This window comes from Sphingobium fluviale (genome assembly GCF_004122115.1).
GTDB lineage: Bacteria > Pseudomonadota > Alphaproteobacteria > Sphingomonadales > Sphingomonadaceae > Sphingobium > Sphingobium fluviale.
Window position 1 is genome coordinate 41,060 of sequence record NZ_SBKP01000004.1, and the last position, 25,988, is coordinate 67,047.

Below are 25,988 nucleotides of genomic sequence, written 5' to 3' on the forward strand. Positions count from 1 at the left end.
TTCGGAGATTGTTTACACGTATCGCGTGGCCTGTGGGGCTCTGCAATGCCGAAACAATCCCGCAAAATGGACCAGATCGGGGATTCACGGCCCGTAGTCATCCTATAATGTCCTTAACGCAGACCAGTCGGATGCGGGGGAGGGCTAACCGTGACGGTCAAGGCACATTTCAGTTCGATACGCACCAACGGCAGCAGCGGCCTGTTCGCCATGCCCGATGCACTGCTTACCGCCGAGCGGGATGGCTCCGGCCTCTTTGCCCGCGCGAACATGGCGCCCGCCGTTGCGCGAAGCGGATATGACCCGCGCGGCACTGGCCGCTCTGCGCTTGCCGTGGTCATGCCGGTCGAGGCTCCGCCGGGCGCGGGGCTGGTTCATGCCTATCTGATCGACGCGGATGATGAGCGCCGCACGGCTCTGCACAAGTTGTTGAGCGGCAAGCCCAACATGGTGGTGCGTGCCTATCGTTCTCGCGCAGCTTTTCTGGCGGCGGTGGATCAGCTCGATGATGGCTGCGTCATCGTATCGGCCGATGGGTGCGAAGGCGAAAGCACGGACTCTGTCGCGCTGCTCGATTTCATTCGCCACTCGCGTGAAAGCAGGCGCTTTGCCTGCGTAATATTGGCGAGCGCCCAGCATATGCGCCTTGCGATCGATGCGATGAAGGCGGGCGCGGTCGATTGCCTGCTCAGCCCCTATGCGACGGACGATCTGCTCGGCGTGGTGGAGGATTCACTGGCGCTGGTGCGTGAAGCAAGCGCGGAAAGCGCCGCTACCGCGCAGGCCCGCAGCCAGATCGCGCGGCTGACGTCGCGGGAGCGCGATGTTCTCAACGGGCTGCTGCACGGCAAATCGAACAAGATGATCGCGCTCGACCTCGGCATCAGCCCACGCACGGTCGAAATCTATCGTGCGCACCTGATGGACAAGCTGGGCACACATTCGCTGTCTGAAACGCTGAAGGTCGCGTTTGCGGCGGGGATGTCTTAAGCGGCCTGTTCGCTGGACGCGGCCTCAATCTCCGCCGCCTTGGCCTCCACCAGCCGGACGATATGGTCAACCATCGCCTCATCTTGCACATGATGATCGGTCACGCCGGACAGATAGACCATATGCTTGCCATTGCCGCCGCCGGTGATGCCGATATCCGTCTCGCGCGCCTCGCCGGGGCCGTTGACGACGCAGCCCAGCACCGAGAGCGAGAGCGGCGTGCGGATATGCTGGAGCCGCTCCTCCAGCGCCTGCACGGTGCGGATCACATCAAAGCCCTGCCGCGCGCAGCTGGGGCAAGAGACAACGCGCACCCCGCGCGTGCGCAGGCCGAGCGATTTCAGGATTTCATAACCGACGCGCACTTCCTCCTCCGGCTCAGCGGAGAGAGAAACGCGGATCGTGTCGCCGATCCCCGCCCACAGCAGGTTGCCGATGCCGATCGCGCTTTTGACGGTGCCAGAGCGCAGGCCGCCTGCCTCGGTAATGCCGAGATGCAGTGGGCAATCGACTGCATCGGCAAGCTGCATGTAGGCAGCCACCGCAAGGAACGCGTCAGACGCCTTCACAGCGACCTTATACTCGTGAAAATCCTGATCCTGCAGCAGCTTGATATGATCCAGCGCGCTTTCCACCAGCGCATCCGGGCATGGCTCGCCATATTTTTCGAGCAGGTCCTTTTCGAGGCTGCCTGCGTTGACGCCAATGCGAATGGCACAACCATTGGCCTTGGCGGCATCGACAACCTCCTTCACGCGCGCTTCGCTGCCGATATTGCCGGGGTTGATGCGCAGGCAGGCGGCGCCCGCGTCTGCCGCCTCCAGCGCGCGCTTGTAGTGGAAATGAATGTCCGCAATGATCGGCACACGCGCCGCGCGCACGATCTGTTTCAGCGCCGCCGTGCTTTCTTCATCCGGGCAGGAGACGCGGATCAGGTCTGCCCCCGCCTCTTCGCAGCGGCGGATCTGGTCGATCGTCGCGCGCGGGTCTGACGTGGGCGTGTTCGTCATTGTCTGCACCGTGATCGGCGCGTCGCCACCCACCGGCACGCTGCCCACCATGATCTGGCGGCATGTGCGCCGGGCGATGTCGCGCCAGGGGCGCAGGCCGGGATTGTGGTCAGACATCAGGGGGACGCTCCATGTGAATCGCCCACTCTATAGCGGGTTGCGGCGCAGGTTAGAAGCGCGCCGTCACCGATGTCGCCAGCATATCGACATTGCCTGAGGATTGCAGGCGATAATCGACGGCGACCGGGCCGAAAAACGATTCGGTGCGCACCAGAGTCTGCTTTTCGATGAACACATGGGCGTAAGAGGCGTTCAATGTCAGGTGCGGGCTGAGGCGATAGCTGAGGCCCGTGCTCAGCCAGCTCCGGTCGCCATCGGGCACACGGGTGCTGAGGAACGCGGGGTTGGTGGGCGTACGATCAAACATCGCGCCCGCGCGCAGCGTCAGTCGGTCAGAGCGAACATGCTCCAGGCCTGCCGAGAGGCTCCAGCTGTCGCGATATTGATAATCCTTGGCGGAAACAGTGCCATCGGGGAACACCACGCGCAGCTTGTCAAATACCGACCAGTTATAATGGCGGCCCGTCGCCATGAAGCGGGTCTTGCTGTCCAGCGGGAAGCTGATGCTGGCGGTGATGCTGCCCGGCAGCGTGAGGGGAGAGCGGATCGGCGTGCTGCCGTTCAAGCCGGAGAGCGCGCCGGAAAAGCCGCTCAGCTCGCTCTTGCCCTTGAGGTCATGCTTCACCTGCGAGCGGTAATGCAGGCCGATGCGCAGGCCGCCATCGAGCTTGAGCAAGACGCCCGCATTCCATCCCAGCGCGATATCGTCGCCAGAGAGTTTGGCTTTGGTGTCCGAGCCACCAGCCGCAGCAGAAGGCATTGCGCCCTCCAGCGTCACGTCGGCATATTGGATGTCCAGCCCTCCGCCGATGGAGAGGCTATTGTTCACGCGCCACGCGAAGCTTGGCTGGGCGTTCAGCGTCAGCATGTTGGAATAGGTAGAGTTATAGCGCCCGACGAAATCCGGGGCATAGCGCAGCTTGAGGCCGAACGGCGCGCTGAGGCCGAAGCCCAGCCACAGGCGGCTCTGGCCAATCTGCGCGGAGGCATAGGTGGTCGGCACCGGCACGACCGGCGCAAACGGATTGCCGCCATTGCCACCACTGATCGGGATCGGGCTGCTGAACGTCGGGAACGGTCCCAGCGGAACGCTGGTCGTTCTGGTGATGGTCGATCCCAGATCGCGCTGATGCGAATCGATGAACAGCGCCGTCGCGCCGGTGGCAATCTGGATGCCGGGCAGCTCCGTCATCCCCGCCGGGTTGTAGAATATGGTAGAGGGATCGTCCGCCGCCGCCGCGCCGCCGGAAAAGGCCCGGCCGATTTCAAGCTGGGATTGCTCTTGCAGCATAAACCCGCCCGCGCGCGCATCACATGCCGCGCCGGCTGCCGCGCAGGCCATGCTTATCACTATGATATTATTCTGATTTTGCATCGCGCGCCCACTCCTGCCTTGTGCGCAGGCTTTTCCCTTGTGACGGCCCGGTTGTAAAGAGACGAGGTTAACAGAAGGATTATGACCGCAAATTTGTGCTGCAAGTCTGCCCTTGCCTGCGCATCGGCCCGGTTATACAGGGGGCGCGGCGTGCGGCTATGGCGAAATTGGTAGACGCGATGGTTTTAGGTACCATTGGGCAACCGTGGGGGTTCGAGTCCCTCTAGCCGCACCATTTTGTTGGCCTCAGGCGCGCGTTGCCATCTCGCGCAAGAGCCGGGCGACTGCGCGCATCTGCTCCTCGGTGCCGATGGTGATGCGCAGGCAATCGGGCAGGCCCTGCCCCGGCAGCCAGCGCGCGGCATAGCCCGCCGCCATCAGCCCCTCGAACGCGGCTTGCCCGGTGAGCGCCCCCGCAAAGCGCGCCAGCACGAAATTGGCGCTGCTCGGAACATAGCTCAGCCCGAAGTTGCCCAGCGCCGCCACCTCGTTGCAGAGATACCCCCGCCACACCCGGTTATGCGCGCGGCTGGCCTGGACCCATGCGGTGTCAGCAATCGCCGCCGCCGCCGCTGCCTGCCCGGCGGTGGTGACATTGAATGGCGCCCGGATGCGGTGCAGCGCATCGATGATCGGCGCGCTGCCATAGCCCCAGCCGATCCGCTCCGCCGCCAGCCCGTGAATTTTGGAGAAGGTGCGGGTGACGAGCACATTCGGCGCACTCTCCGCCAGCGCGAGTGCGCCATCCTCCTCCTCCGGCTCCAGATATTCGGCGTAAGCCTGATCGATCACCAGCAGGATGTCGGGCCGCAGCCCGGCATGGAGCCGCGTTATCTCCGCGCGGGAAGAATAAGTGCCGGTCGGGTTGTTCGGGTTGGCGACGAATACCACGCGCGTCTTGCCGGTCACGCAGGCAAGGATGGCGTCGATATCGGTGCCATAGTCCTTGTCCGGCGCGACGACCGGCACGGCCCCCACGCGCCGCGCCGCTATCTCATAGACAGAAAAGCCATAGCGCACATGGATGATCTCGTCGCCCGGCCCTGCGTAAGCGCTTGCTGCGATGTGGAGCAGCTCGTCAGACCCAGTGCCATAGATCACGCGGGCGGGATCGAGGCCATGCTGCGCAGCAATAGCCTGCCGCAACAGCGCCGCGCCGGGATCGGGATAGGTGGCGAGGTCCGCGCTTGCCTGCGCAAAGGCCGCGCGCGCGGCTGCCCCGGTGCCGAGCGGGTTCTCGTTGGCGGAAAGCTTGATGACCGGGCGGCCAGACGCATCTGCCGCCTTGCCCGGCACATAAGGGGCAATGGCCGCGATCCACTCTTTGGGGTGCGGAAATGGCAAAGGCGCGCTGTCAGTCATGGCGCGGCTTTAGCGAGATCGCGCCGCCGGGCCAAGCCTTGTTGATGATGAGCGCGGCAATCGTGCCTAATGGCGCGTTAGGCACCTCCGGCAACGCCGGGATCAAGATTGCCCCCTATAATACAGCCTATCAACCGGCAGTGCGTTCTGTCCGTTTTTCAGGAACTTGTATGCTGCATAAAAAGATTAGCCAGGAGGATGCCGCTCCGGTCGCTATCGATGGCCAGCCCGTCGAAGATCGCCGCCACGGCTCGCAACGCTTCGTGACCGTCCTCAAGGTGGGGCGCGCTGTGGTGGAGGGGCATGACCAGCTGTGCCTCGTGCGCAATATGTCTGCCGAGGGCGCCAAGCTCGATATCTATCATGAGGTCGAGCAGGGTCAGAAGATCACTATCGAGCTACGGTCTGACAAGGTTGTGACAGGCACGGTGCGCTGGGTGGGGGATCATGCCGCCGGGATCGAGTTTGATGATCCGGTCGACGTGACGGACTTGCTGCAAGGTCGCCCGCAACGCAGCGTATTGCGCAAGCTGCCGCGTTCGCCCCGCTTTCTTGTGCAGGCGCATGCGCATCTTCAGCACGACAAGGGCAACACCCTGAGCGGCGAGCTGGTCAACATCTCGCTGCATGGCCTCTGTATCGAGACGATCGACGAGGCGCGGGTGGACGATCATGTGGTCGCCCGGATCGAAGGCCTGCCGCCGCGCAGCGCCACGGTACGCTGGGTGCATGATGGGATGATCGGCCTGCATTTCGATATGCCGATGGGCTTTTCCGAACTGGCGCACTGGCTGGAGCGTCACCCGCGCGGGGAATGAAAGGGGCACCGCGGCCCGCGCATCCCGATTGACAACAAAGCCCTAAGCGGCCTAGCGCCTGCCTGTATGGATGCCCCTGCACAGCCAGATGACAGCCGCTTCGGCCTCAACCGGCGGATCACCCTGCCGCAACCGCTGATGCTGGATGGCGGCACGTCGCTGGATAACGTCGAGATCGCCTACGAGACCTATGGCACGCTCAATGCGGAGCGCAGCAACGCCGTGCTGGTCTGCCACGCCACCAGCGGCGACCAGTTCGTCGCCAGCCAGCATCCGATCACCGGCAAGCCCGGCTGGTGGAGCCGCTCGGTCGGCCCCGGCAAGCCGATCGACACCGACAGGCACTTCGTCGTCTGCGCCAATGTGCTGGGCAGTTGCATGGGCTCGACCGGCCCGGCGAGCCTTGCCAGCGATGGCCAGCCCTATGCGCTGCGTTTCCCGGTCATCACCATCCGCGACATGGTGCGCGCCCAGATTGCGCTGCTCGATCTGCTGGGGATAGAGCGGCTGCATGCGGTGGTTGGCGGGTCCATGGGCGGGATGCAGGCATTGAGCCTCGCCGCGCACTGGCCGGGGCGGGTGGACAGGGTGATGGTGATCGCCGCCACCGCCGCCATGCCCGCGCAGAACATCGCGTTTCAGGAAGTCGGGCGGCAGGCGATCATGGCCGATCCCAACTGGCAGGGCGGCAATTATTACGGCACTGGCACCGCGCCGGACTCTGGGCTGGCGGTGGCGCGCATGGCGGCGCACATCACTTATTTGTCCGAAGAGAGCATGCACGAGAAGTTCGGGCGGCGCTTGCAGGACCGGGCCTCCAAGACCTTCGGCTTCGATGCCGATTTTCAGGTGGAGAGCTATTTGCGGCATCAGGGGGCGAGCTTTACCGGGCGGTTCGACGCCAACAGCTATCTCTATATCACCAAGGCGATGAGCTATTTCGATCTGGCCGAGGATCATGGCGGCAGGCTGGCGGAGGTGTTTGCGGGCACGAAATCGCGCTTTTGTCTGGTCAGTTTCGACAGCGACTGGCTCTATCCCACGCGCGAATCGCGCAAGATCGCGCATGCTTTGAACGCGGCCGGTGCGCCGGTGAGCTTTGTCGAACTTTCCGCCCCTTATGGCCATGACAGCTTCCTGCTCGATGTGCCGGAGCTGGACCGCGTGATCGCGGGGTTTGTCGGATGAACGGCGCGACGCTCTCCACCCTGCGGCCAGACCTCGCGCTGATCGCCGGGCATGTGCGCCCCGGCGCGCGTGTGCTCGACATCGGCTGTGGCGACGGCACGCTGCTGGCCGCGCTGGAGGCGGAGCCCGGCTGCGACGCGCGCGGGCTGGAGATCGACCCCGCCAATGTCGCGCACTGCGTGGCGCGGGGCTTGTCCGTCATTCAGGGCGATGCCGACACGGATCTCGGCTATTACCCCGACAACAGCTTCGATTATGCGATCCTCAGCCAGACGCTGCAGACTACGCGCAGGCCGGACCTGGCGCTGGGCGAACTGTTGCGCATCGCGGCGCATGGATTCGTCAGCTTCCCCAACTTCGCGCACTGGCGGGTGCGCGCCTCTCTGGCGTTCGGCGGGAGGATGCCGGTGACGAAGCTGTTGCCTGAGCGCTGGTATGATACGCCCAACATCCACCACCTCACCATCGACGATTTCCGCGCGCTGGTGAAGGAACAGGGCTGGAGCATCGAAGGGGAGTGGTTTTTGAATCGCGGACGCCCCACGCGCCCGGCGAACGCCAACCTGTTCGCGGAACATGCGGTGTTTTTGTTGAGAAGGTAAGTTTGATCCGAAACAGGCCGCTTTGCGGGTTTCGGATAAAATCTATCCCCCCGCCACCGTCATCCCGTCGATCCGCAGCGTCGGCGCGTTGATGGCATAGCGGAACTCAAGATCGTTGGCGGGGACGAGCGCGGCGAACATCTCTTTCAGCGTGCCTGCAATCGTGATTTCCGTCACGGCGCGCGTCACCGCACCGTCCTCTATCAAAAAGCCCGATGCGCCCCGGCTATAGTCGCCGGTCACGGGGTTCACGCCCATGCCGATCAGTTCCGTGACATAGATGCCGCGCTTGATGCCCTGCATCAGCTCCGCCGGGCTGCTGCCGCCCGCCGCCATATGCACATTGGTGGCGGAAACGCCGGGCGCGCCGCTCGTCCCCCGGCTGGCATGGCCGGTGGGCTGCAAGCCAAGCTGCCTGGCCGAGGCGCTGTCTAGCAGCCAGCCGGTCAGCACGCCGTTGTCGATCAGCGCCGTCCTGTGCGTGGGCAGCCCCTCGCCATCAAACGGGCGGGAGCGCAGACCGCGCTTTACCAGCGGATCGTCGATGATCGACACGGCGCTGTCGAACAATCGCTTGCCCATATCATCGAGCAGGAAGCTCGACCGGCGGGTTATGGCCGAGCCGGCAATCGCGCCGATGAGATGGCCGATGAGGCTGCCCGATACACGTGGATCGAAGATCACCGGCATCGGCCCGCCCTTGATCTTTTCCGCGCCGAGGCGCGCCACCGCCCGTTCGCCTGCGCGGCGGCCGATCTCTGCGGCGGCTTCCAGATCGGCGAGGTGTCGCGCGCTGTGGCTGGCATGATCGCGCTGCATCTCCGCGCCCTCGCCCGCCAGCACGCTCGCCCATGTGCCGTGGCTGGATGCGGCATAGCTGCCCGCAAAGCCGTGGGATGTCGCGAGCGCGATCTGGCTGCACCCCATGCTGGCGCCGCCGCCCTCGCTGTTGGTGATGCCGGGGATGGACCGGGCGGCATCTTCCACCGCCAGCGCGCGCTCTTTTAGCGCGGCGGGATCGGGCTGGGCCTCGTCCACTATGTCGAGCGCAGGCGGCTGCGCGCGCATCAGCAGCTCTTGCGGCGCGAGCGTGGCATAGGAGTCTTCGGGCGCCTCGCGCGCCATGGCGAGGCAGCGGTCCACAAGGGCGACAAGCGACTGTGGCTCCAGATCGGAGGCGGAAACGGTGGCGGAGCGCTGGCCCACGAAAATGCGCAGGCCGATCTCTTCGCCCTCCGACTGCTCGACGTCTTCCATCGCGCCAAGCCGCACCGAAACGCCGGTCGAGGCATTGCAGACATAGAGCGCGTCCGCCGCATCCGCCCCCGCCTTGCGCGCGGCATCGACAAGAGACTGGGCGCGGTCCTGGGCCTGGGCAAGGGTAAGCATATCGGAGGAAATCCTGTGTAATGAGGGGTCCGGCCATAACGGGCGGCATGGCCGCGCGCAACGCTATCCCTGCAATTCCAGCCAGTGCCGCAGCAGATGATGCGCCACGGCCATTGGCGGCGGGGCGAGGAACGGGGCATCCTCGTCTCCGGCGAAGGCGGCGCGCACATCGTCCGCGCTCGCCCAGAAGGCGTGCTCCAACTCCTTCTCGTCAAGCCGGATCGCGTCGTCCTCCGCTTCCGCCGTGCAGGCGATCATCAGCGAGGAGGGGAACGGCCAGGGCTGGCTCATGACATAGCGGATAGTGCGCACGCGAATGCCCGCCTCTTCAAACAGCTCACGCGCCACCGCGCCTTCCAGCGTCTCGCCCGGCTCGACAAACCCGGCGAGTGCCGAGAAAAACCGTGGCGGAAAGCGCGGCTGGCGGCCCAGCAGCACGCGGCCCTCATGCTCCGCCAGCATGATGACGACGGGGTCGACGCGCGGGAAATGCTCCGCCTCGCAAGCGCCGCAACGCCTGCCCCAGCCAGCGCGCTGCGCCTGCGTCGGCGCGCCGCACACCGCGCAAAAGCCGTGGCGGGCGTGCCAGTCCACAAGGGACCGCGCCGCGCCATAAAGGCCCAGCTCTTCAGGCGAGAGGCTGGCCGCCATTTGCCGCACGTGCGGCGCGAATTGCCCTCCGTGCGGCAAAGCGCCGTGCGCCAGCGCGGCGAACAGCGGCGCGCCGGACGCATCCTTGCCCAGCAGGATATAGTCCTCGGCCCGCGCGTCATGCGGCAGCTCCGCGCGCGCCAGTGCGCTGCCATCCAGCACAGGGTCCAGCCCGCGCATTAGGATCAGCCGCGCTTCCGGGCTGGCGATCAGCGCGTTGAGCGCCGCTGCGTCCGCGCGCAGATCGTCGCAGCGGTCGAGTGTGAAGGAGGAAAAGCCGGGGAGCGCGTCAGCGGGAAGATCAGTCATCGCCCGCCTTCATGACAGCCCGCGCCACCTTTGCAAAGAGGGTGGGCAGGCCCGCCTCGCCGATCCGATCGAGCGGCCACCACTGGCCGGGCGATTCCGGCGCGGCTTCGGCGGGAACGCGCAGGCGCTGCACCGTCAGCGTCAGGCGGAAATGGGTGAACACATGCTCAACCGGTCGATTCAGCACCACCCACTCTCCCGCAACCGGCGGGGCGTCGCGCGCGATTCCCTTGTCCCAGCCGCTATCGGGCAGGCCCGCCATGCCGCCGAGCATGCGGGTGTCCGCCCGCCGCTCTATCCACACATGGCCGTCCAGCCGCTCCAGCCACCAGACCAGCCCAAGGCGGTGGGGTTTGTCTTTCTTCGGCGCCTTGACCGGATAGGCCTCTGCCCGCCCCTCACGATGCGCGGCGCAGCAGGAGCGCAGGGGGCAGAGCAGGCATTGCGGATTGCGGGGCACGCACAGGCTCGATCCCAGATCCATCATTGCCTGCGCAAAATCACCGGCGCGCGCTTGCGGCGTGATGGCGTCAGCCGCCTCGCGGATCAGAGGGCGGGAGGCAGGCAGCGGCGTTTCGAGTGCGAACAGGCGGGAAACGACCCGCTCGACATTGGCATCGACCACCACCGCGCGCCTCTGAAATGCGATCGCCGCAATCGCCGCAGCCGTATAGGCACCGATGCCGGGCAGGGCGCGCAAACCCTCCTCGGTATCCGGGAAACGGCCTTCATGATCCTGCGTCACCGCCCGTGCGCAGGCGATGAGGTTGCGCGCCCGCGCATAATAGCCCAGCCCCGCCCATGCGGCCATCACCTCGGCCTCGTCCGCCGCCGCCAGTGCCGCCACCGTCGGCCATCGCGTGGTGAATTTGTCGAAATAGGGGATCACCGCCGCCACCGTCGTTTGTTGCAGCATGATCTCGGATAGCCAGACGCGATAGGGATCGGGCAGATTGCGGCTCCCCGGCGGCGCGCGCCACGGCAGGCTGCGCGCGTGGCGGTCATAATGCGCGAGCAGCAACGCAGCGACATTTTGGCGAAGGTTCGGCTCGACGGGCATGCGCCCGCTATGGCATGATGCCTTTGATGACGGAACCCGCCAAACCGACCCTGCCCAAAAAGCCGCGCAAGCCCTCAGCCGAGCCGCCGGAACGAATCGGTGCGCCGCGCGCCATTGCAGACCTGATGCCGCGCATCGGCGGCGCGGCCTTTCGCCGGTTCGGCTTTGTGCAATCGAGCATCGTCACGCGCTGGGCCGAAATCGTGGGGGAACGCACCGCGCGGATCAGCGCGCCCGAATCGATCCGCTTTCCTGCGGCCAAGAAATCGGGCGGCACTCTGGCGCTTATCGTCGCCAACGGGCACCAGCCGATCATTCAGCATATCCTCCCCGAAATCATCGAGCGGGTGAACCGCTTCTTCGGCTATGAAGCGGTGGCACGGGTAGCGATACGCCCCGGAGAGGTGCCCAGCCGTGAGCCGGAGCGCCGCCCGCCGCCCGCCAATCTGCGCCCGATTCCCGCCGACCTCGGCGATTCGCTGCGCGACATCGGCGACCCGGAATTGCGCGCGGTGCTGGAAGCGATGGCGCAGGGGCTTGGCAACGGCCCGCCAATCGGCAAGATCAGCTGACGTTCAGCTTTTCAGGTTCACATCCCGCCCATGATTCGCGCGCTGCTCCTTCTTCTCGCCCTTTCGCTCTTCCCCGTTGGCGCACAGGCTGCTCCGGCGAAGGACTGGTCCCGCACCGTCACGCTCACCAGGGAAGGCGCGCACGTCATCGGCAACCCGGCGGCGAAGACCCAGCTGGTGGAATATGTGAGCTATACCTGCCCGCACTGCGCGCATTATGTGGCGGAGAGCACCGCGCCGCTGAAAGCCGGATGGGTGGCGAAAGGGCTGGTCGCGGTCGAGGTGCGCAATCTGGTGCGGGATAAATATGATCTGATCGCCGCGCTGCTCGCCCGCTGTGGTGGGCCTGCGGCCTTCCCCGGCCATCATGAGGCGATCTTCGCCGCCCAGCAGACCTGGTTTGGCAAAGCGATTGCGCTGGAAAATGACCCGCCAGATTATCCCGCCACTATGGGCCAGAGCACGCGCATGGCGGACATCGCAAGCCGCATCGGCCTCCTTGCCCTTGTAGCCGGACGCGGCGTGACTCCGGCGCGGAGCCGAGCCTGCCTTGCTGACCAGAAGGCAATGGACGCCGTGCTGGGAATGACCAACCGCGCATCTGCTGATGATGTGCGCAGCACCCCTTCCTTCCTCCTCAATGATACACTGACCGACGCGCATGACTGGGGGCGCCTGCGTGGCCTGTTGCCCGCGCCTGCAAAGTGAATTAGACCCAAGCAAAGCCTGACCGGAGCCATCCTTGTGAAGAAATCCATCACCCTGCTATCTGTCCTCGCGCTGGCCTTTGGGCTTGCCGCATGCGGTGACAAAAAGGATGCCTCTGCCCAAACCGAAACGGTCTCGGCGGGCAAGGACATTCCCCCGCCTGCTGGCAAGCAATGGGCAGACATTGTCGCCGAGACGCCGGAGATGGGCGTGGTGATGGGCAACCCAGATGCGCCGGTAAAGCTGGTGGAATATGCGTCGTTCACCTGCCCGCACTGCGCCGATTTCAGCGCGCAGGCATCCGAGCCGCTGCGCAAGTTGGTGGGCACCGGGCGGCTGAGCTATGAATTCCGCTCGTTCCTGCGCGATCCTTATGATCTGGCGATGGCGCTGCTCGCCCGCTGCGGCGGGGCGGAGCCGTTTTTTCCGCTGACCGAGCAGCTGATGGCGAACCAGCCGGACTTTTTCGCCAAGGCGCAGGCGATCGATCCCAAGGCTGCCGAGGCGGCGCTGAAGCAGCCGCCAAACCAGCGGTTCGTTACGCTGGGGACGACGACCGGCCTTGTCGACTTCGCCAAGCAGCGCGGTGTGCCGGAGGCCAAGGCGAAACAGTGCCTTGCCGATCCCAAGGCTGCCGATGGCCTCGTCAACAAGGCGCAGGAAGGCGCCAAGCAATATGACATCAGCGGCACACCCACCTTCCTGCTCAATGGCAAGGTGGTGGAGGGCGTTGCGGGCTGGGAGGGTCTGCGCGCCAAGCTGACGGAGGCGGGCCTCTGAACCGGGCGGGGGGCCACTCTCTCCTGACTTTTTCGGCGCGGGACTGACGCGCCGATGGAAATCCGCCGCCTCAAACTCTCCGGCTTCAAGAGTTTCGTCGAACCGACCGAGCTGCGCATCGAGCAGGGGCTGACCGGCATCGTCGGCCCCAATGGCTGCGGCAAATCCAACCTCTTGGAAGCAATCCGCTGGGTGATGGGCGAGGCGTCCGCCCGCTCGATGCGCGGCGGCGGCATGGAAGACGTGATCTTCGCGGGCACCGCCACCCGCCCGCAGCGCGATTTTGCCGAAGTGCTGTTGATGGCAGGCGTCGCGCCGGGAGAGAGCATCCCCGCGATCGATGTGGGCGCGGACGGCGAGCTGGAGGTCGTGCGCCGGATCGAGCGCGGCGCGGGCAGCGCCTATCGCGCCAACGGCAAGGATGTGCGCGCCAAGGATGTCGCCCTGCTGTTCGCCGATGCGGCTACAGGCGCACACAGCCCGGCGCTCGTCTCCCAGGGCAAGATCGCCGCCGTCATCGCCGCGCGCCCGCAGGAACGGCGGGCGATGCTGGAGGAAGCGGCTGGCATTGCGGGCCTGCATGTGCGCCGCAAGGATGCCGAGCAGAAACTGCGCGCGGCCGAGGCCAATCTCGCCCGGCTCGATGAGATTCTCGCCGATATGGAACTGCGGGCGCAGACGCTGCGGCGGCAGGCGAAGGCGGCGGAGCGCTATACCCGCCTCTCCGATCAGATCAAGCTGGCCGAGGCGCGCGCGCTCTATGCCCGTTGGCGCGAGGCGGATGCCGCTGCTGCTGCCGCTCAGGCCGAGGCGACGGCGCGGGAGGAGGCGGTGCGCTCTGCCCAAGAGGCGCATGCCGCCGCCGCAGCCCATGCCACTGCCGCGACCGAGGCTCTGGCAAAAGCGCGCAGCAGCGCTCAGGCGGCGCGGGATGCCGCGAATGACGCAGGCCACCGCCTCTCTGCCCTCAAGGCGCGGCAGGAGGAGGCTGTGCGCCGCCTTGCAGACCTTGATGCGCAGGAGCGGAGGCTCGCCGAAGACCGCGCGCGAGAGGATGCGCTGGCGCACGACGCGGCGGAGGCTATTGCCCGCCTGACGGAAGAAAGTGCAGCGCTGAAAGAGCGCATCGCCGCAGCAGAAGCAGCGATGCCCAGCTATGCCGCCCGCATCGCCGCCGCGCAGGAGCAGGCGCGCGACGCCGAGCTGGATCTGGCCAAGGCGATGGCGGCTCAGGCGGGCGAACAGGCGGAACTCAAGGTGGCACAGGCGGCATTGGCCGCGGCGCAGGGGCGGCTGGAACGTGCCGAGCGCGATGCGCAACGGCTGGCGGCGGAGCTGGCAGCGCTGGCCGATGCCGGGCCGCTGGCTGAGCGGCGCGAGGAAGCGGCCAGCGCTCACACCGAAGCGCAGGCGCGGCGGGCCGATGCGGAAGCCGGGCTCGCGACCGCCGAGGCAGAGCGCACATTGGCATCGCAGGCGCGCTCCGAGGGGGAGTCGGCGCTGTCTGTCGCCAAGGCCGCGCTCGCCGCGCTGGAGGGGGAGCATCAGGCGCTCACCCGCGCTTTGGGGTCTGGCGGCGGGGTCAAGGACCGGCTGCTCGATCATATCAAGGCCACGCCGGGCTTTGAACATGCCCTCGCCGCCGCGCTGGGTGATGAGCTGGAGGTGGGGCTGGATGCCTCTGCCGCGCGCCGCTGGGGCGGGGCGGAGCCGCGCGCGGATGACCCGGCGCTGCCCGAAGGGACGCAGCCGCTCTCCGCCTTTGTCAGCGCGCCTGCCGCCTTGGCCCGCCGCCTCGCGCAGATTGCGGTGGCGGAGGCGGACGCGGGGCAGGCGCTTGCCGTCGGCCAGCGGCTGGTGACGAAGGATGGCGCGCTGCGCCGCTGGGATGGCTTTGCCGCGCGCGGGGGCGAGGATGCTGCCGGGGCCGCCACTGCCCAGCGCCTGATCCGCGCCAACCGGCTGGAGGCGATTGCGGCGCAGATGCCCGAAGCCCGTATTGCTGTGGAGCAGGCTGGCGCCGCCTTGGCTGAGGCGGTGCAGGCCGCCGCCGCCGCCGAGCAGAAGATTGCCACGGTGCGCGCCACATTGGCGCAGGCGGAGCGGGATGCCGCCGCCGCTGCCCGCACGCGCGATGACGTTGCAGCACAGCTTGAGCGCCTTGCCGCCCGGCGCGAGGATATTTCCGCCCGCGCGGACGAGGCGCAAGCGCAACGGGCCGAGGCTCTGGCCGAGCATGAAGCGGCGCAGGCTGCGCTCGCCGATATGCCGGATGGGGCCGAGACGCGGGCGCTCGTTTCCGCGCTGTCTCAGGCCAGCGAGGCGGCGCATGGCCAGGTGAGCCAGCTCCGCGCCGACAGCGCGCTGGCCGAACGCGCGCTCGGTGCGGATCGCGCGCGGCTGGCCGATGCCGAGGGCGAGATCAGGCGCTGGAAAAGCCGTTCTGGCGAGGCAGGCAAGCGCCTCGCGGATATGGCCACGCGCGAGGAAGACATGGCGCAGGAGCGGGCCGTGCTGGCAGGCGCGCCGGAGCGGCTTGGGCACGAGGCAGAGGCGTTGGCGGAGGAAAGCGCTGGGCTGAGCGCGCGGGCGAGCGCGGCGCAGGCCGAGGAAAGTGCCGCCGAAGCCGCCCTGCGAACCGCCGAAACTGCGCTGAGCCAGGCAGGCGAGGCGCTGTCTCTCGCCCGCGAGGCGCGTGCCGGCGCGTTCGCCCGTGCAGAGGCCGCGGTTGCCCAGCGCACCGAGGCCAACCGGCTGTGCGGAGAGCGGTTCGAATGTCCGCCCCCGGTGCTGCCCGAACGCGCCGGGTTCGCCAGCGCCGATGTCCGCACCGCGCATGCCGAGCAGGCGGAGCTGGAGCGTTTCACGCAGGAGCGGGAGCGCATCGGCCCGGTCAATCTCATCGCCGCGCAGGAGCTGGCGGAGCTGGAAGCGGCGCAGGAAACCAGCCGCGTGGAAAGCGCCGAGATCGCCCAGGCCATCCACCAGCTGCGCGGCTCGATCGGCAGCCTCAATCGCGAGGGGCGCGCCCGCCTGCTGGCCGCGTTCGAGGCGGTGGACGGCCATTTCCGCCGCCTGTTCTCCGCTCTGTTCAACGGCGGGCAGGCGCGGCTAGAGCTGATCGAGAGCGACGATCCGCTGGAGGCGGGGCTGGAGATACTCGCCCAGCCGCCGGGAAAGAAGCTCTCCACGCTCACCCTCCTTTCGGGCGGGGAACAAGCGCTAACCGCTGTGGCGCTTATATTCGGCCTGTTTTTAACCAATCCGGCACCAATCTGCGTACTCGACGAGGTCGATGCGCCGCTGGATGACGCCAATGTAGAGCGCTTTTGCGATCTGCTGGACCAGATGGTGCGGGATACCAGCACCCGCTACCTCATCGTCACCCACAACGCCGTGACGATGGCGCGCATGCACCGCCTGTTCGGCGTGACGATGATCGAAAAAGGCGTGTCGCGGCTGGTGTCGGTCGACCTTGGCGGGGCCGAGGAACTGCTGGCGGCGGAGTGATTTTTGTAGTTGCAAAAATTGTTGACATCTGAGGTTTTTGTAGATACAAAAATCTTTGAAAAGAGCGCAAACTGAGCAAACTGAGCAAACTGAGCAAACTGAGCAAACTGAGCAAACTGAGCAAACTGAGCAAACTGAGCAAACTGAGCAACGGAGAAAGAGAATGATCAATCCCAACAATCCGCTGCGTCCTTGGCGCAGCTTCGCCAAAGGAATGAACGTATGGAACTCAGTTACAACGAGGCCAAGCGTCATTGGACGTTGATCCATCGCGGCCTCGACTTTGCCGATGCCGGCCAGATTTTTGATGATGCCCATTTCACGCAGGAGGATGATCGATACGACTACCCCGAACTGCGCTATCAGACTTACGGTCGAATCAACGGCCGCCTGGTCATGATTGCGTGGACGCCGATATCGCGCGGCATCAGGGTCATATCGATGAGAAAATGCAATGACCGAGAGCAGAAAGCCTTTGCTACCCGATTGGGATGACGACGACCTGCCGGAATGGACGCCGGAGCAGTGGGACCGCGCCGCCATATGGCATGGCGACAAGCTCATCCGCCCGGCCAGCGGCACGCTCACCAAGCCGGGCCGTCCGCGCCTCGAACATCCCAAACGCCAAGTGACGCTGCGGCTCGATGCCGATGTGTTGGAGAAGTTCCGTGCCACCGGCAAGGGCTGGCAGAGCCGCATCAATGCGGAGCTGCGGAAAATCCTTGGGATTTAGAGCGCGCTGCGTTAAATCTGGATCAGTCAGCGCGCTCTCAGTTTTTGTTTTGTCGCATCGCTTTTTTGCCAATAACCGGTTCCCACTTTTTGGCGCGATGGTTTAGCTCGCGCCCACCACCACGCAGGCGGCGAACATCAGCAGCCCGGCAAAGCGGTTGGCGCGGAATTTCTGCAACGGATCGGCGCCATCTTCCTTCAGCGTTGCTACCTGCCAGCCCAGATGCGCCGCCATTGGCACTAGCGCGATGAGCGCCAGCGGATCAGGCCGGGCGTACCAGATCGCGCCCGCCCACAACGCCAGTGCCGCCGCGTAAAATCCACCCACGCCCGCGCGCACATGCCGCCCCATGGCAAGCGCGCTGGAACGGATGCCGACCAGCGCGTCATCCTCCCGGTCCTGCAGCGCGTAGATGCTGTCATAGCCCACCACCCAGCAGATGCTGCCCGCATAGAGCAGCGCACCCGCAAGATTAAGGCCGCCCGTCATCTCCACCCAGCCGACGAGCGCCGCCCAGCTGAACACAAGGCCCAGCCATATTTGCGGCCACCATGTAATGCGCTTCATGAAGGGATAAGCGGCGACGAGCGCGAGGCTGGCGAGCGCGACGAGCTGTGCCTGCCACCGCAATTGCAGCAACACGACAAGGCCGACACAGCATAGCGCGCCCATCCACAGCGCGGCTTGGGCCACGCTCAGCCTTCCGCTTGCCAGAGGCCGGGATGCCGTGCGCGCGACTTTGCGGTCCAGTTCCCGGTCGGCAATGTCATTCCACACACATCCCGCGCCGCGCATGGCGATGCTGCCCAACAGGAACCACAGCATCATGCGCCAGTGCGCAAGGCCATTGCCAGAGAGAGCGATTGCCCAAGCGCCCGGCCAATAGAGCAGCCACCAGCCGATCGGCCGGTCCAGCCGTGCCATCGACATGAGGTCGCGCAGGCGGGGCGGCAGCAGGCCCATCAGGCCACGCGCTTCGCTATCCGGCACGATCGCGGCTTGCATATTGGCCTTTTGCGCGTCTTGAGACATGGTGCCGTTTCTTTGGAGGAAGTCCCGCATGCCCGCAACCCCCGCCTGGCCGCCGCGCAGCGCCCCGCGCCTTTATGTTGAGGCGGATTTGTGTTTGGGGGCGCAGGTACAAGTAGACGGCAATGCCGCGCACTATCTGCTTTCGGTCATGCGAATCAAAGACGGCGACGCTGTGCTGCTGTTCAACGGGCGGGATGGCGAGTGGGCGGCGCGGGCAGGCGCGCTGCGCAAGCGTGACCTCGTGTTGGAGTGCGTGGATCAGTCTAAGTCACTGGAATCAGTGCCAGATTTCTGGCTATGCGTCGCCCCGATCAAAAAAGGCCGAATCGATTTCACCGTGGAAAAAGCCACAGAGTTAGGCGTCGCCCGCATCGTCACGGTGCTCACCTCGCGCTGTGTGGTAGACAAGCTGAATCCTGAGCGCCTGTTCGCGCAGATGATCGAGGCCGCGGAGCAATGCGGCCGCACCGCCCTGCCGGAGTTGGCGGACATGGCGAAGCTCGATATGTTGCTGCGTGACTGGCCGAAGGGGCGAGCGCTGTTCTTCGCGGATGAGCTGGGCGGCGAACCTATGCGCACTGGCTTTGCCAAGCATCCCGGCTCGGCGGCGCTGCTGATCGGCCCGGAGGGAGGCTTTACCGCGCAAGAGCGCGATGCCATCCGCGCCCACCCTGCCGCCGTGCCGATCACGCTCGGCCCCCGCATCCTGCGCGCGGAAACCGCCGCGATAGCCGCCACCGCCTGCTGGATGAGCGCAAATGGCGACTGGTCGACAGATATTATTGCAGATGGGAAATAGTCTTTCTCGCTGCCCCCCGATTGATTGCGGCACGCGCAGTCCCTATCTGCCCCCACACAACAGGGGCAGGCTGACGGGATGAGCACCAGAACGGATACGGGAGCGGATGATCCCGTCATTGAAACGCGAGATCAATTGATCTCGGTTTTCGCGCGCGGAGAAAAGCCGCCGGAGCGCTGGCGCATTGGCACCGAACACGAGAAATTCGTCTATCGCACGGCGGATCGCTGCGCGCCTTCTTATGATGAACCGGGCGGCATACGCGATCTGTTGGCCGGATTGGCGGCGGATTATGATTGGCAGCCGGTGTATGAGGGTGAGCATGTTATCGCTCTCGCCGGGTCGGACGGCACAATCAGCCTCGAACCCGCCGGGCAGCTTGAGCTCTCCGGTGCGCCGCTGGAAAACCTGCATCAGACCTGCGCGGAGACGGGGCGACACCTGACTCAGGTGAAGGCTGTAGGCGACAAGCTTGGCTTAGGTTTTCTTGGCCTCGGCATGTGGCCGGATAAAACGCGTGCGGAGCTGCCTGTCATGCCCAAGGGCCGTTATGCCATCATGCTGCGCCATATGCCGCGTGTGGGCAGTATGGGGCTGGATATGATGCTGCGTACATGCACCATACAGGTTAACCTGGACTATCAGTCTGAAACCGATATGGCTAAGAAGTTTCGAGTCGGCCTGGCGCTTCAGCCGCTGGCCACCGCCCTGTTCGCCAATTCGCCGTTCACGGAGGGCAAGCCGAACGGCATGCTTTCCTACCGCAGCCATATCTGGTCAGACACCGATCCGGCGCGCACAGGTATGTTGCCGTTCGTGTTCGAGGATGGCTTTGGCTATGAACGCTATGCCGATTATGCGCTCGATGTACCGATGTACTTTGTTTATCGCGACGGCAAGTATATCGACGCTGCGGGCCAGAGCTTCCGCGATTTCCTCGATGGTCGCCTGCCTGCCCTGCCCGGCGAAAAGCCGACGATCGCGGACTGGAACGACCATCTCTCCACCGCTTTCCCGGAAGTGCGCCTGAAAAGCTTCCTCGAAATGCGCGGTGCGGATGGCGGGCCGTGGGGCCGGATATGTGCACTGCCCGCCTTCTGGGTGGGCCTGCTCTATGATCAAGGCGCACTCGACGCCGCATGGGATCTGGTGAAGGACTGGAGCATGGACGCGCGCCAGACATTGCGCGATTCGGTGCCGCGCCTCGGTCTCAAGGCGCCGGTGCCGGGCGGGCGGACATTGCAGGATATCGCCGCCCAGGTTCTGGATATAGCGCAGGAGGGGCTGGCGGCGCGGGCGCGTTTCGACGCCAGCGGCAACAACGAGACCGGTTATCTCGCCGCCCTGCATGATGTCGTCGCGCGCGGGCAAACACCCGCCGAATCGTTGCTGGCGCGCTATGCGGGTGCTTGGGCAGGCGACCTTTCTCGTGTCTACGCTGAAGAGAGCTTCTGAAGCCTACACTTGTGCCCATGCGAAGCTCTGCTTAAACAGTGCCAATGGCAGCGCATCACCATCATCATAATCTGGCCGGCGAGCGCCTGCGCGCAGCAGCTCAAGCGGCACTTGAAGCGCAGGGCGAGCAGTGGACGGTGATGCGCGAGAGCATTTTCGAAGCGCTTGCCAGCCAGTCTCGCCCCAGCTCAGCCTATGATATCGCGGACGTAGTGTCTCAGGCGCGAGGCAAGCGGGTGGCGCCTAACAGCGTCTATCGTATTCTCGATCTGTTTGTTGCCTCCAACCTCGCCACGCGGGTGGAAAGCGCCAATGCCTATCTTGTGAACGCGCATCCCGGATGCCAGCATGACTGTATCTTTCTGGTGTGCACGCAATGCGGCAGGGCGATCCATGTTGATGATGACAGCATGACTGCTCATCTGCGCGAACAGGCCACACGCACCGGTTTTGCGCCAACCCGCACTGTGATCGAGGTGCAGGGAAGGTGCGATACTTGCGCGACTGCCCCTTGATACATGTTTCAATCTGACGCAATGGGTTCGACAGTGCGCACTGCGCCGTCTATACTGGCGCGTGGAGAACCCGGTTTCTTATGAATGATCGCCCTTTAACTCCGCTGCTTGATCAGGTGAACTACCCGGCCGAGCTGCGTACACTGAAGCCGGAACAACTCCGCCAGCTGGCTGATGAACTACGGGCCGAGACTATAAGCGCCGTGGGCACGACTGGCGGGCATCTCGGCTCAGGCCTCGGCGTGGTGGAACTGACGACCGCGATCCATTATGTGTTCAACACCCCGCAGGACAAGCTCGTCTGGGATGTCGGCCACCAATGCTATCCGCACAAGATACTGACCGGCAGGCGTGACCGCATCCGTACGCTGCGACAGGGCGGTGGCCTTTCCGGCTTCACCAAGCGTTCCGAGAGCGACTATGATCCGTTCGGCGCGGCGCACAGCTCCACCAGCATCAGCGCGGCGCTGGGATTTGCCATCGCCAACAAGATGCAGGATCGGCCCGGAAAGGGTATAGCGGTGATCGGCGACGGCGCGATGTCCGCCGGCATGGCTTATGAGGCGATGAACAATGCCCGCGACGCGGGCAACCGCCTCGTGGTGATCCTCAATGACAACGATATGTCGATTGCTCCGCCGGTGGGCGGGCTTTCGGCCTATCTCGCGCGGCTTGTTTCCTCCCGCGAGTTCATGAGCCTGCGTGATCTCGCCAAGCGGCTTGCACGGCACCTGCCCCGCAGGCTGCATAACGCGGCGAAGAAGACCGATGAGTATGCGCGCGGGATGGCGATGGGCGGCACCTTGTTCGAGGAGCTGGGCTTTTATTATGTCGGCCCGATCGACGGGCATAATCTCGATCAGCTGATCCCCGTGCTTGAAAATGTGCGCGATATGGCGGACGGGCCGTGCCTCGTCCATGTCGTCACGCAAAAGGGCAAGGGCTATGCCCCCGCCGAGGCGGCGGACGACAAATATCATGGCGTGCAGAAGTTCGATGTCGTTACCGGCACGCAGGTAAAGGCCCCGCCCGGCCCGCCGAGCTATACCAGCGTGTTTGCGAAGGCGCTGATTGCCGAGGCCGCGCGGGATAGCACGGTCTGCGCGATCACAGCTGCCATGCCGTCTGGCACGGGGCTGGACAAATTTGCCGATGCCTATCCCGACCGCTGCTTCGATGTCGGTATAGCGGAGCAGCACGCCGTGACCTTCGCGGCAGGGCTGGCGGCGGAGGGCATGCGCCCGTTTTGCGCCATCTACTCCACCTTCCTGCAACGCGCCTATGACCAGGTGGTGCATGATGTCGCGATCCAGAACCTGCCGGTGCGCTTTGCGATGGACCGTGCCGGGCTGGTCGGCGCGGACGGCAGCACCCATGCGGGCAGCTTTGACATAACTTACCTCGCCACCCTGCCCAACATGGTGGTGATGGCCGCCGCCGATGAGGCGGAGCTGGTGCATATGGTGCATACTGCGGCGTGCTACGATGACGGGCCGATTGCGGTGCGTTACCCTCGCGGCAACGGCACTGGCGCCGAATTGCCGAACGTGCCGCAGCGGCTGGAAATCGGCAAGGGCCGTGTTGTGCGCGAGGGCAAGAAGGTCGCCATACTCTCGCTCGGTACGCGTCTTGAGGAAGCTCTGAAAGCGGCGGACGCGCTCGATGCGCGCGGCCTGCCCACTACGGTAGCGGACCTGCGCTTTGCCAAGCCGCTTGATGAAGCGCTGATCCGCCGCCTGCTCACGACGCATGAGGTATGCGTGACGGTGGAGGAAGGCAGCATCGGCGGCTTTGGCGCGCATGTGCTTACCCTTGCGAGCGACGAGGGACTGATCGACGCGGGGTTGAAGCTGCGCACCCTGCGCCTGCCCGATAAGTTTCAGGATCAGGACAAGCCCGAAAAGCAATATGCCGACGCCGGGCTGGATGCGGAGGGCATCGTTGCCACGGTTCTCTCCGCCCTGCGCCACAACAGCGCGGGCATTGATGAGGCGGAGGCGATAGCGTGATATCCAAGCGTTTACCTTTATTTCTACCGTCACCCTGAACTTGTTTCAGGGTCCATCCTGCCATGAAATGCGACACCAAGAGGACACATGGATGCTGAAACAAGTTCAGCATGACGACTTCTCTTCTATATTTCATGATGGGGCCATTCCATGAGGCGCATCGGCCTGCTTGGCGGATCGTTCAACCCGGCGCATGGCGGCCATCGCGCGATCAGCCTTGCCGCGCGCGCTGCGCTGGGACTGGACGAGGTCTGGTGGCTGGTGTCGCCGGGCAATCCGCTGAAACCGGCAACGGGGATGGCGCCGCTCTCCGCCCGGTTGCGGAGCGCCCGCGCGCAGACCAGACGTGCGCCGATCCGCCCCACAACGATCGAGGCGCAACTGGGCACACGCTATACCGTCGATACGCTGCGCGCGCTCGTCCGCCGCTACCCGCGCCACCGCTTCATCTGGCTGATGGGCGGGGACAATCTGCACCAGTTCGGCCAGTGGAAAGACTGGCGCGGCATTGCGCGTATCATCCCCATTGCTGTTGTCGCCCGTCCGGGCTATACTGATGTAGTTCGCGGCTCTCCGGCGGCGAACTGGCTGCGGCGCATCGTCCGGCCCGCAGGCCACGCCAGCAACTGGACGCACTGGAGACCACCGGCGCTCGTGCATTTGCGCTTTCGCCCTGATCCACGGTCGGCAACCCTGCTCAGGCAGGCTATCCCTCTTTGGCATGATGCATATAAGGGTGCGCGCCAGCGTGATCCCGTTACGCATCGCATGATCCCGGTATGACCCAACCCATGAAGGAGCACCCTTGACCGCTACCCACAGCGCCAGCGCACCGGCCACCACCAGCGCCGGTCCCTCGCCCGAAGATCTCCACGCCCTCGTGATGCAGTCGCTAGACGACGATCAGGCGCAGGAAACCATCTCCATCCCCCTCGCCGGCAAGAGCAGCATCGCGGATCATATGGTCATCGCTTCCGGGCGGTCTTCGCGCCATGTCGCGGCGATGGCACAGAAGCTTGCCGAGCGGATCAAGAAGGAGACGGGGCAGATCGCACGGATCGAGGGGCTGGCCACCGCCGACTGGGTGCTGATCGACGCGGGTGATGTCATCGTGCACCTGTTCCGACCGGAAGTGCGCAGCTTTTACAATCTGGAACGGATGTGGGGCTTTACAGACGCCCCTGCTGCCCCGGCGCAGGCGACGGCACATTAACCTCTCGCCTTAGCGCCGGGAGGGCAGTAAGATCGCGCGATGCTGTTGCATATCATCGCGCGCGGGAAAATCGGCCGCTCCCCGGAGGCCGAGCTGGTGGACCGCTATTGCAAACGCATAAGCTGGCCTGTGCGTATTACCGAACTGCCGGACACGGGCGGGAAGCTACCCGCGCCCTCAGCCATGCCGGTCGTCACCATATTGCTCGACGAAAAGGGCAAGCAGCTCTCCTCCATGGAATTTGCCGAGGCATTGGGCCGCTGGCGCGACACGGGTATGCGCGAGTGCAGACTGATGGTTGGCGCGGCAGACGGCTTTGACGAGGAAGAGCGCGCTCGCGCAGACCTGCTCATTGCCTTTGGCCGCATGACCTGGCCGCATATGATGGCGCGCGCTATGCTGGCCGAGCAGCTCTGGCGCGCAACATCGATCCTTGCCAACCACCCCTATCATCGGGAAGGATAGCGGCATGCGGGTGGGGTGGATCAGGGCAACGGCAACTGCGATGGCTGCAGCAGCGACGCTGTGGAGCGCGCCTTCTACTGCGGGTGCCGATCAGGTGGTTATCTCCGGTCGGGCGACGAGCCTTGGCGAGCAGCAACAGGCGTTGCGGCAGGCGAATGCGCAGGCAGCTCAGGCCCGCAAGCTCTCGCTCCAGCTTGATGCGCGCGCCAAAAGCGCCACCGCCGAAGCAGAGCGCCTTAGTGCGCGTTCCGCCGCGCTCGCCGCCCGGATTCAGCAGAGCGAGGCCGAGCTGCGCGCGGGCGTGGTGCGCGTGGCGATCATCAATCGGCTGATTTCCGATCAGTCGGCTCGGCTGGCCGCGCGACAGGGGCCGCTGGTGCGCCTTGTCGCCGCGCTGCAAAGCATGGCGCGCCGCCCGCCAGTGCTGGCACTGGTACAACCGGGCAGTCTTGCCGATGCGGTGCATATGCGCGCCGCATTCGCGCAGGTTCTGCCGGTGATCCAGCAGCGCACTATGGCCTTGCGCGCCGATCTTGCGCGCTCCCGCCAGTTGAAGGCGCTAGCTGTGGAGGCGGCGGCGGCGCTGGCGCGGGGGCGTGAAACCCTGGCGCAACAGCGAGTCGCGCTCGGCAGGCTGGAGACGGAAAAGCGCATCGCCGCGCGCGGGCTGGCCTCTGGCGCCAACATCGAGGCAGAGCGCGCCACCGCGCTGGGAGAGGAGGCGCGCGACATCGGGGCGCTGATGCAGGAGCTGGAGGCGGCGGGGGATGTGCGCGCCCGGCTGGCCAGCCTGCCGGGGCCGAACATCCGCCCGCGCTTTCCGGGGCAAGGCGGTGCTCCGGTTCTGTCGCAACAGGATGTGCGTGAGGAAGACCGCGCGGCCGGTCCGCCCGCCTATCGCGTGCCGGTAATAGGCGCGATCGTCACCGGTATGGGCGAGCGTTCGGAGAGTGGCGTCCGCGCGCGCGGCCTAACCATCGCTGCCCAGTCGGGGGCGCAGATTGTCGCGCCTGCCGATGGCCGCGTCGTATTCGCCGGTCCCTATCGCGGCTTTGGGCAGATTGTGATCATCGATCATGGTGGCGGCTGGACCAGCCTGATAACCGATATGGCCCGGCTGGCCGCGCGGGTGGGGCAGGGAGTGCGTCAGGGTGAGCCGCTGGGCACAGCCAAAGCGTCTGCGAATCCTGCAATCACGGTAGAGTTGCGGCGGCAAGGGCGCCCGGTCGACATCGCAGCGATGACCGGTGCCCGATACTGAAAGCCTGGCTCAGGCTGCCGCATCAAAACAACCCTTTGCGCAGTGTCCGCTACTCCCTATAA

Annotated in this window: 25 protein-coding genes and 1 tRNA gene; 19 read left to right on the forward strand and 7 right to left on the reverse strand. The window is 65.3% G+C overall.

Annotated elements, in window-relative coordinates; translation table 11 throughout:
- Positions 1–150 precede the first annotated feature (150 nt).
- On the forward strand, positions 151–990 hold the full coding sequence (locus EQG66_RS05780; RefSeq protein ID WP_129403651.1) for a response regulator transcription factor: 840 nt from the start codon (positions 151–153) through the stop codon (positions 988–990).
- On the opposite strand, the gene ispG is transcribed toward EQG66_RS05780, so the two are convergent.
- Positions 987–2,117, reverse strand: a complete 1,131-nt coding sequence (gene ispG, locus EQG66_RS05785; RefSeq protein ID WP_129403652.1) for a flavodoxin-dependent (E)-4-hydroxy-3-methylbut-2-enyl-diphosphate synthase — start codon at positions 2,115–2,117, stop codon at positions 987–989. The genes EQG66_RS05780 and ispG overlap by 4 nt on opposite strands.
- Before the next feature lie 52 nt (positions 2,118–2,169).
- Positions 2,170–3,495 carry an OmpP1/FadL family transporter gene (locus EQG66_RS05790; protein WP_245987896.1) on the reverse strand — a complete coding sequence of 442 codons (1,326 nt, stop codon included), beginning with the start codon at positions 3,493–3,495 and terminating at the stop codon, positions 2,170–2,172.
- A gap of 152 nt (positions 3,496–3,647) precedes the next feature.
- On the opposite strand from EQG66_RS05790, the gene EQG66_RS05795 reads away from it, so the two are divergent.
- A tRNA-Leu gene (locus EQG66_RS05795) sits at positions 3,648–3,730 on the forward strand.
- An 11-nt stretch (positions 3,731–3,741) separates the two neighbouring features.
- On the opposite strand, the gene EQG66_RS05800 is transcribed toward EQG66_RS05795, so the two are convergent.
- Positions 3,742–4,857 carry a pyridoxal phosphate-dependent aminotransferase gene (locus tag EQG66_RS05800; protein WP_129403654.1) on the reverse strand — a complete coding sequence of 372 codons (1,116 nt, stop codon included), beginning with the start codon at positions 4,855–4,857 and terminating at the stop codon, positions 3,742–3,744.
- On the opposite strand from EQG66_RS05800, the gene EQG66_RS05805 reads away from it, so the two are divergent.
- The 3 genes from EQG66_RS05805 (at position 4,833) to metW (ending at position 7,465) form a co-directional block, all read left to right on the forward strand.
- Positions 4,833–5,675: a PilZ domain-containing protein gene (locus tag EQG66_RS05805; protein WP_129403655.1), complete on the forward strand. Its 843-nt coding sequence runs from the start codon at positions 4,833–4,835 to the stop codon at positions 5,673–5,675. The two genes, EQG66_RS05800 and EQG66_RS05805, sit on opposite strands and share 25 nt — an antisense overlap.
- A gap of 66 nt (positions 5,676–5,741) precedes the next feature.
- Positions 5,742–6,863 (forward strand): homoserine O-acetyltransferase MetX, encoded by a 1,122-nt coding sequence (metX, locus tag EQG66_RS05810; protein WP_129403656.1) that lies wholly within the window; start codon positions 5,742–5,744, stop codon positions 6,861–6,863.
- The gene (metW, locus tag EQG66_RS05815; RefSeq protein WP_129403657.1) at positions 6,860–7,465 is read left to right on the forward strand and encodes a methionine biosynthesis protein MetW; all 606 of its coding nucleotides are present in this window, start codon (positions 6,860–6,862) and stop codon (positions 7,463–7,465) included. Before metX ends, metW begins: the two co-directional genes overlap by 4 nt.
- A 42-nt stretch (positions 7,466–7,507) precedes the next feature.
- Here the strand turns inward: metW and EQG66_RS05820 are convergent, their stop codons facing one another.
- From EQG66_RS05820 to mutY, 3 genes are all read right to left on the reverse strand, one after another.
- Entirely contained in the window at positions 7,508–8,854 is a 1,347-nt protein-coding gene (locus EQG66_RS05820) for a TldD/PmbA family protein (RefSeq protein WP_129403658.1), read from the reverse strand.
- A gap of 63 nt (positions 8,855–8,917) precedes the next feature.
- Entirely contained in the window at positions 8,918–9,814 is an 897-nt protein-coding gene (nudC, locus tag EQG66_RS05825) for an NAD(+) diphosphatase (protein WP_129403659.1), read from the reverse strand.
- Positions 9,807–10,874 carry an A/G-specific adenine glycosylase gene (gene mutY / locus EQG66_RS05830; protein WP_129403660.1) on the reverse strand — a complete coding sequence of 356 codons (1,068 nt, stop codon included), beginning with the start codon at positions 10,872–10,874 and terminating at the stop codon, positions 9,807–9,809. The genes nudC and mutY overlap by 8 nt, the downstream gene beginning before the upstream one ends.
- A gap of 26 nt (positions 10,875–10,900) precedes the next feature.
- On the opposite strand from mutY, the gene EQG66_RS05835 reads away from it, so the two are divergent.
- The 6 genes from EQG66_RS05835 (at position 10,901) to EQG66_RS05865 (ending at position 17,177) form a co-directional block, all read left to right on the forward strand.
- The gene (locus tag EQG66_RS05835; RefSeq protein ID WP_129403661.1) at positions 10,901–11,446 is read left to right on the forward strand and encodes a DUF721 domain-containing protein; all 546 of its coding nucleotides are present in this window, start codon (positions 10,901–10,903) and stop codon (positions 11,444–11,446) included.
- A 30-nt stretch (positions 11,447–11,476) separates the two neighbouring features.
- Positions 11,477–12,154 (forward strand): thioredoxin domain-containing protein, encoded by a 678-nt coding sequence (locus EQG66_RS05840; protein ID WP_129403662.1) that lies wholly within the window; start codon positions 11,477–11,479, stop codon positions 12,152–12,154.
- A 36-nt stretch (positions 12,155–12,190) separates the two neighbouring features.
- Entirely contained in the window at positions 12,191–12,934 is a 744-nt protein-coding gene (locus EQG66_RS05845; protein ID WP_245987897.1) for a thioredoxin domain-containing protein, read from the forward strand.
- Between the two features lie 54 nt (positions 12,935–12,988).
- A complete protein-coding gene (gene smc, locus EQG66_RS05850; RefSeq protein WP_129403664.1) occupies positions 12,989–16,444 on the forward strand; it encodes a chromosome segregation protein SMC in 3,456 nt (1,151 codons plus the stop codon).
- Between the two features lie 222 nt (positions 16,445–16,666).
- Positions 16,667–16,939, forward strand: coding sequence for a BrnT family toxin (locus tag EQG66_RS05860; protein ID WP_129403666.1), 273 nt, complete (start codon positions 16,667–16,669; stop codon positions 16,937–16,939).
- Entirely contained in the window at positions 16,899–17,177 is a 279-nt protein-coding gene (locus EQG66_RS05865; RefSeq protein ID WP_181951787.1) for a BrnA antitoxin family protein, read from the forward strand. Before EQG66_RS05860 ends, EQG66_RS05865 begins: the two co-directional genes overlap by 41 nt.
- 102 nt (positions 17,178–17,279) lie before the next feature.
- Here the strand turns inward: EQG66_RS05865 and ubiA are convergent, their stop codons facing one another.
- Positions 17,280–18,182, reverse strand: coding sequence for a 4-hydroxybenzoate octaprenyltransferase (gene ubiA / locus EQG66_RS05870; RefSeq protein WP_129403789.1), 903 nt, complete (start codon positions 18,180–18,182; stop codon positions 17,280–17,282).
- Between the two features lie 55 nt (positions 18,183–18,237).
- Between ubiA and EQG66_RS05875 the strand changes: the two genes are divergently transcribed.
- The 8 genes from EQG66_RS05875 (at position 18,238) to EQG66_RS05910 (ending at position 25,926) form a co-directional block, all read left to right on the forward strand.
- Complete coding sequence (locus tag EQG66_RS05875) at positions 18,238–19,008, forward strand: 16S rRNA (uracil(1498)-N(3))-methyltransferase (RefSeq protein ID WP_129403667.1); 771 nt, start codon at positions 18,238–18,240, stop codon at positions 19,006–19,008.
- 78 nt (positions 19,009–19,086) lie between these two features.
- Positions 19,087–20,463: a glutamate--cysteine ligase gene (locus EQG66_RS05880; protein WP_129403668.1), complete on the forward strand. Its 1,377-nt coding sequence runs from the start codon at positions 19,087–19,089 to the stop codon at positions 20,461–20,463.
- A gap of 44 nt (positions 20,464–20,507) precedes the next feature.
- Positions 20,508–20,978: a Fur family transcriptional regulator gene (locus EQG66_RS05885; RefSeq protein WP_129403669.1), complete on the forward strand. Its 471-nt coding sequence runs from the start codon at positions 20,508–20,510 to the stop codon at positions 20,976–20,978.
- Between the two features lie 80 nt (positions 20,979–21,058).
- Positions 21,059–22,987 carry a 1-deoxy-D-xylulose-5-phosphate synthase gene (gene dxs / locus EQG66_RS05890; RefSeq protein ID WP_129403670.1) on the forward strand — a complete coding sequence of 643 codons (1,929 nt, stop codon included), beginning with the start codon at positions 21,059–21,061 and terminating at the stop codon, positions 22,985–22,987.
- 150 nt (positions 22,988–23,137) lie between these two features.
- Positions 23,138–23,770, forward strand: a complete 633-nt coding sequence (locus EQG66_RS05895; protein ID WP_129403671.1) for a nicotinate-nucleotide adenylyltransferase — start codon at positions 23,138–23,140, stop codon at positions 23,768–23,770.
- A gap of 100 nt (positions 23,771–23,870) precedes the next feature.
- The gene (gene rsfS, locus EQG66_RS05900) at positions 23,871–24,200 is read left to right on the forward strand and encodes a ribosome silencing factor (RefSeq protein ID WP_245987911.1); all 330 of its coding nucleotides are present in this window, start codon (positions 23,871–23,873) and stop codon (positions 24,198–24,200) included.
- A gap of 39 nt (positions 24,201–24,239) precedes the next feature.
- On the forward strand, positions 24,240–24,665 hold the full coding sequence (locus EQG66_RS05905; RefSeq protein WP_129403673.1) for a 23S rRNA (pseudouridine(1915)-N(3))-methyltransferase RlmH: 426 nt from the start codon (positions 24,240–24,242) through the stop codon (positions 24,663–24,665).
- Between the two features lie 40 nt (positions 24,666–24,705).
- Positions 24,706–25,926, forward strand: coding sequence for a murein hydrolase activator EnvC family protein (locus EQG66_RS05910; protein WP_245987898.1), 1,221 nt, complete (start codon positions 24,706–24,708; stop codon positions 25,924–25,926).
- The last annotated feature ends 62 nt before the right edge of the window (positions 25,927–25,988 follow it).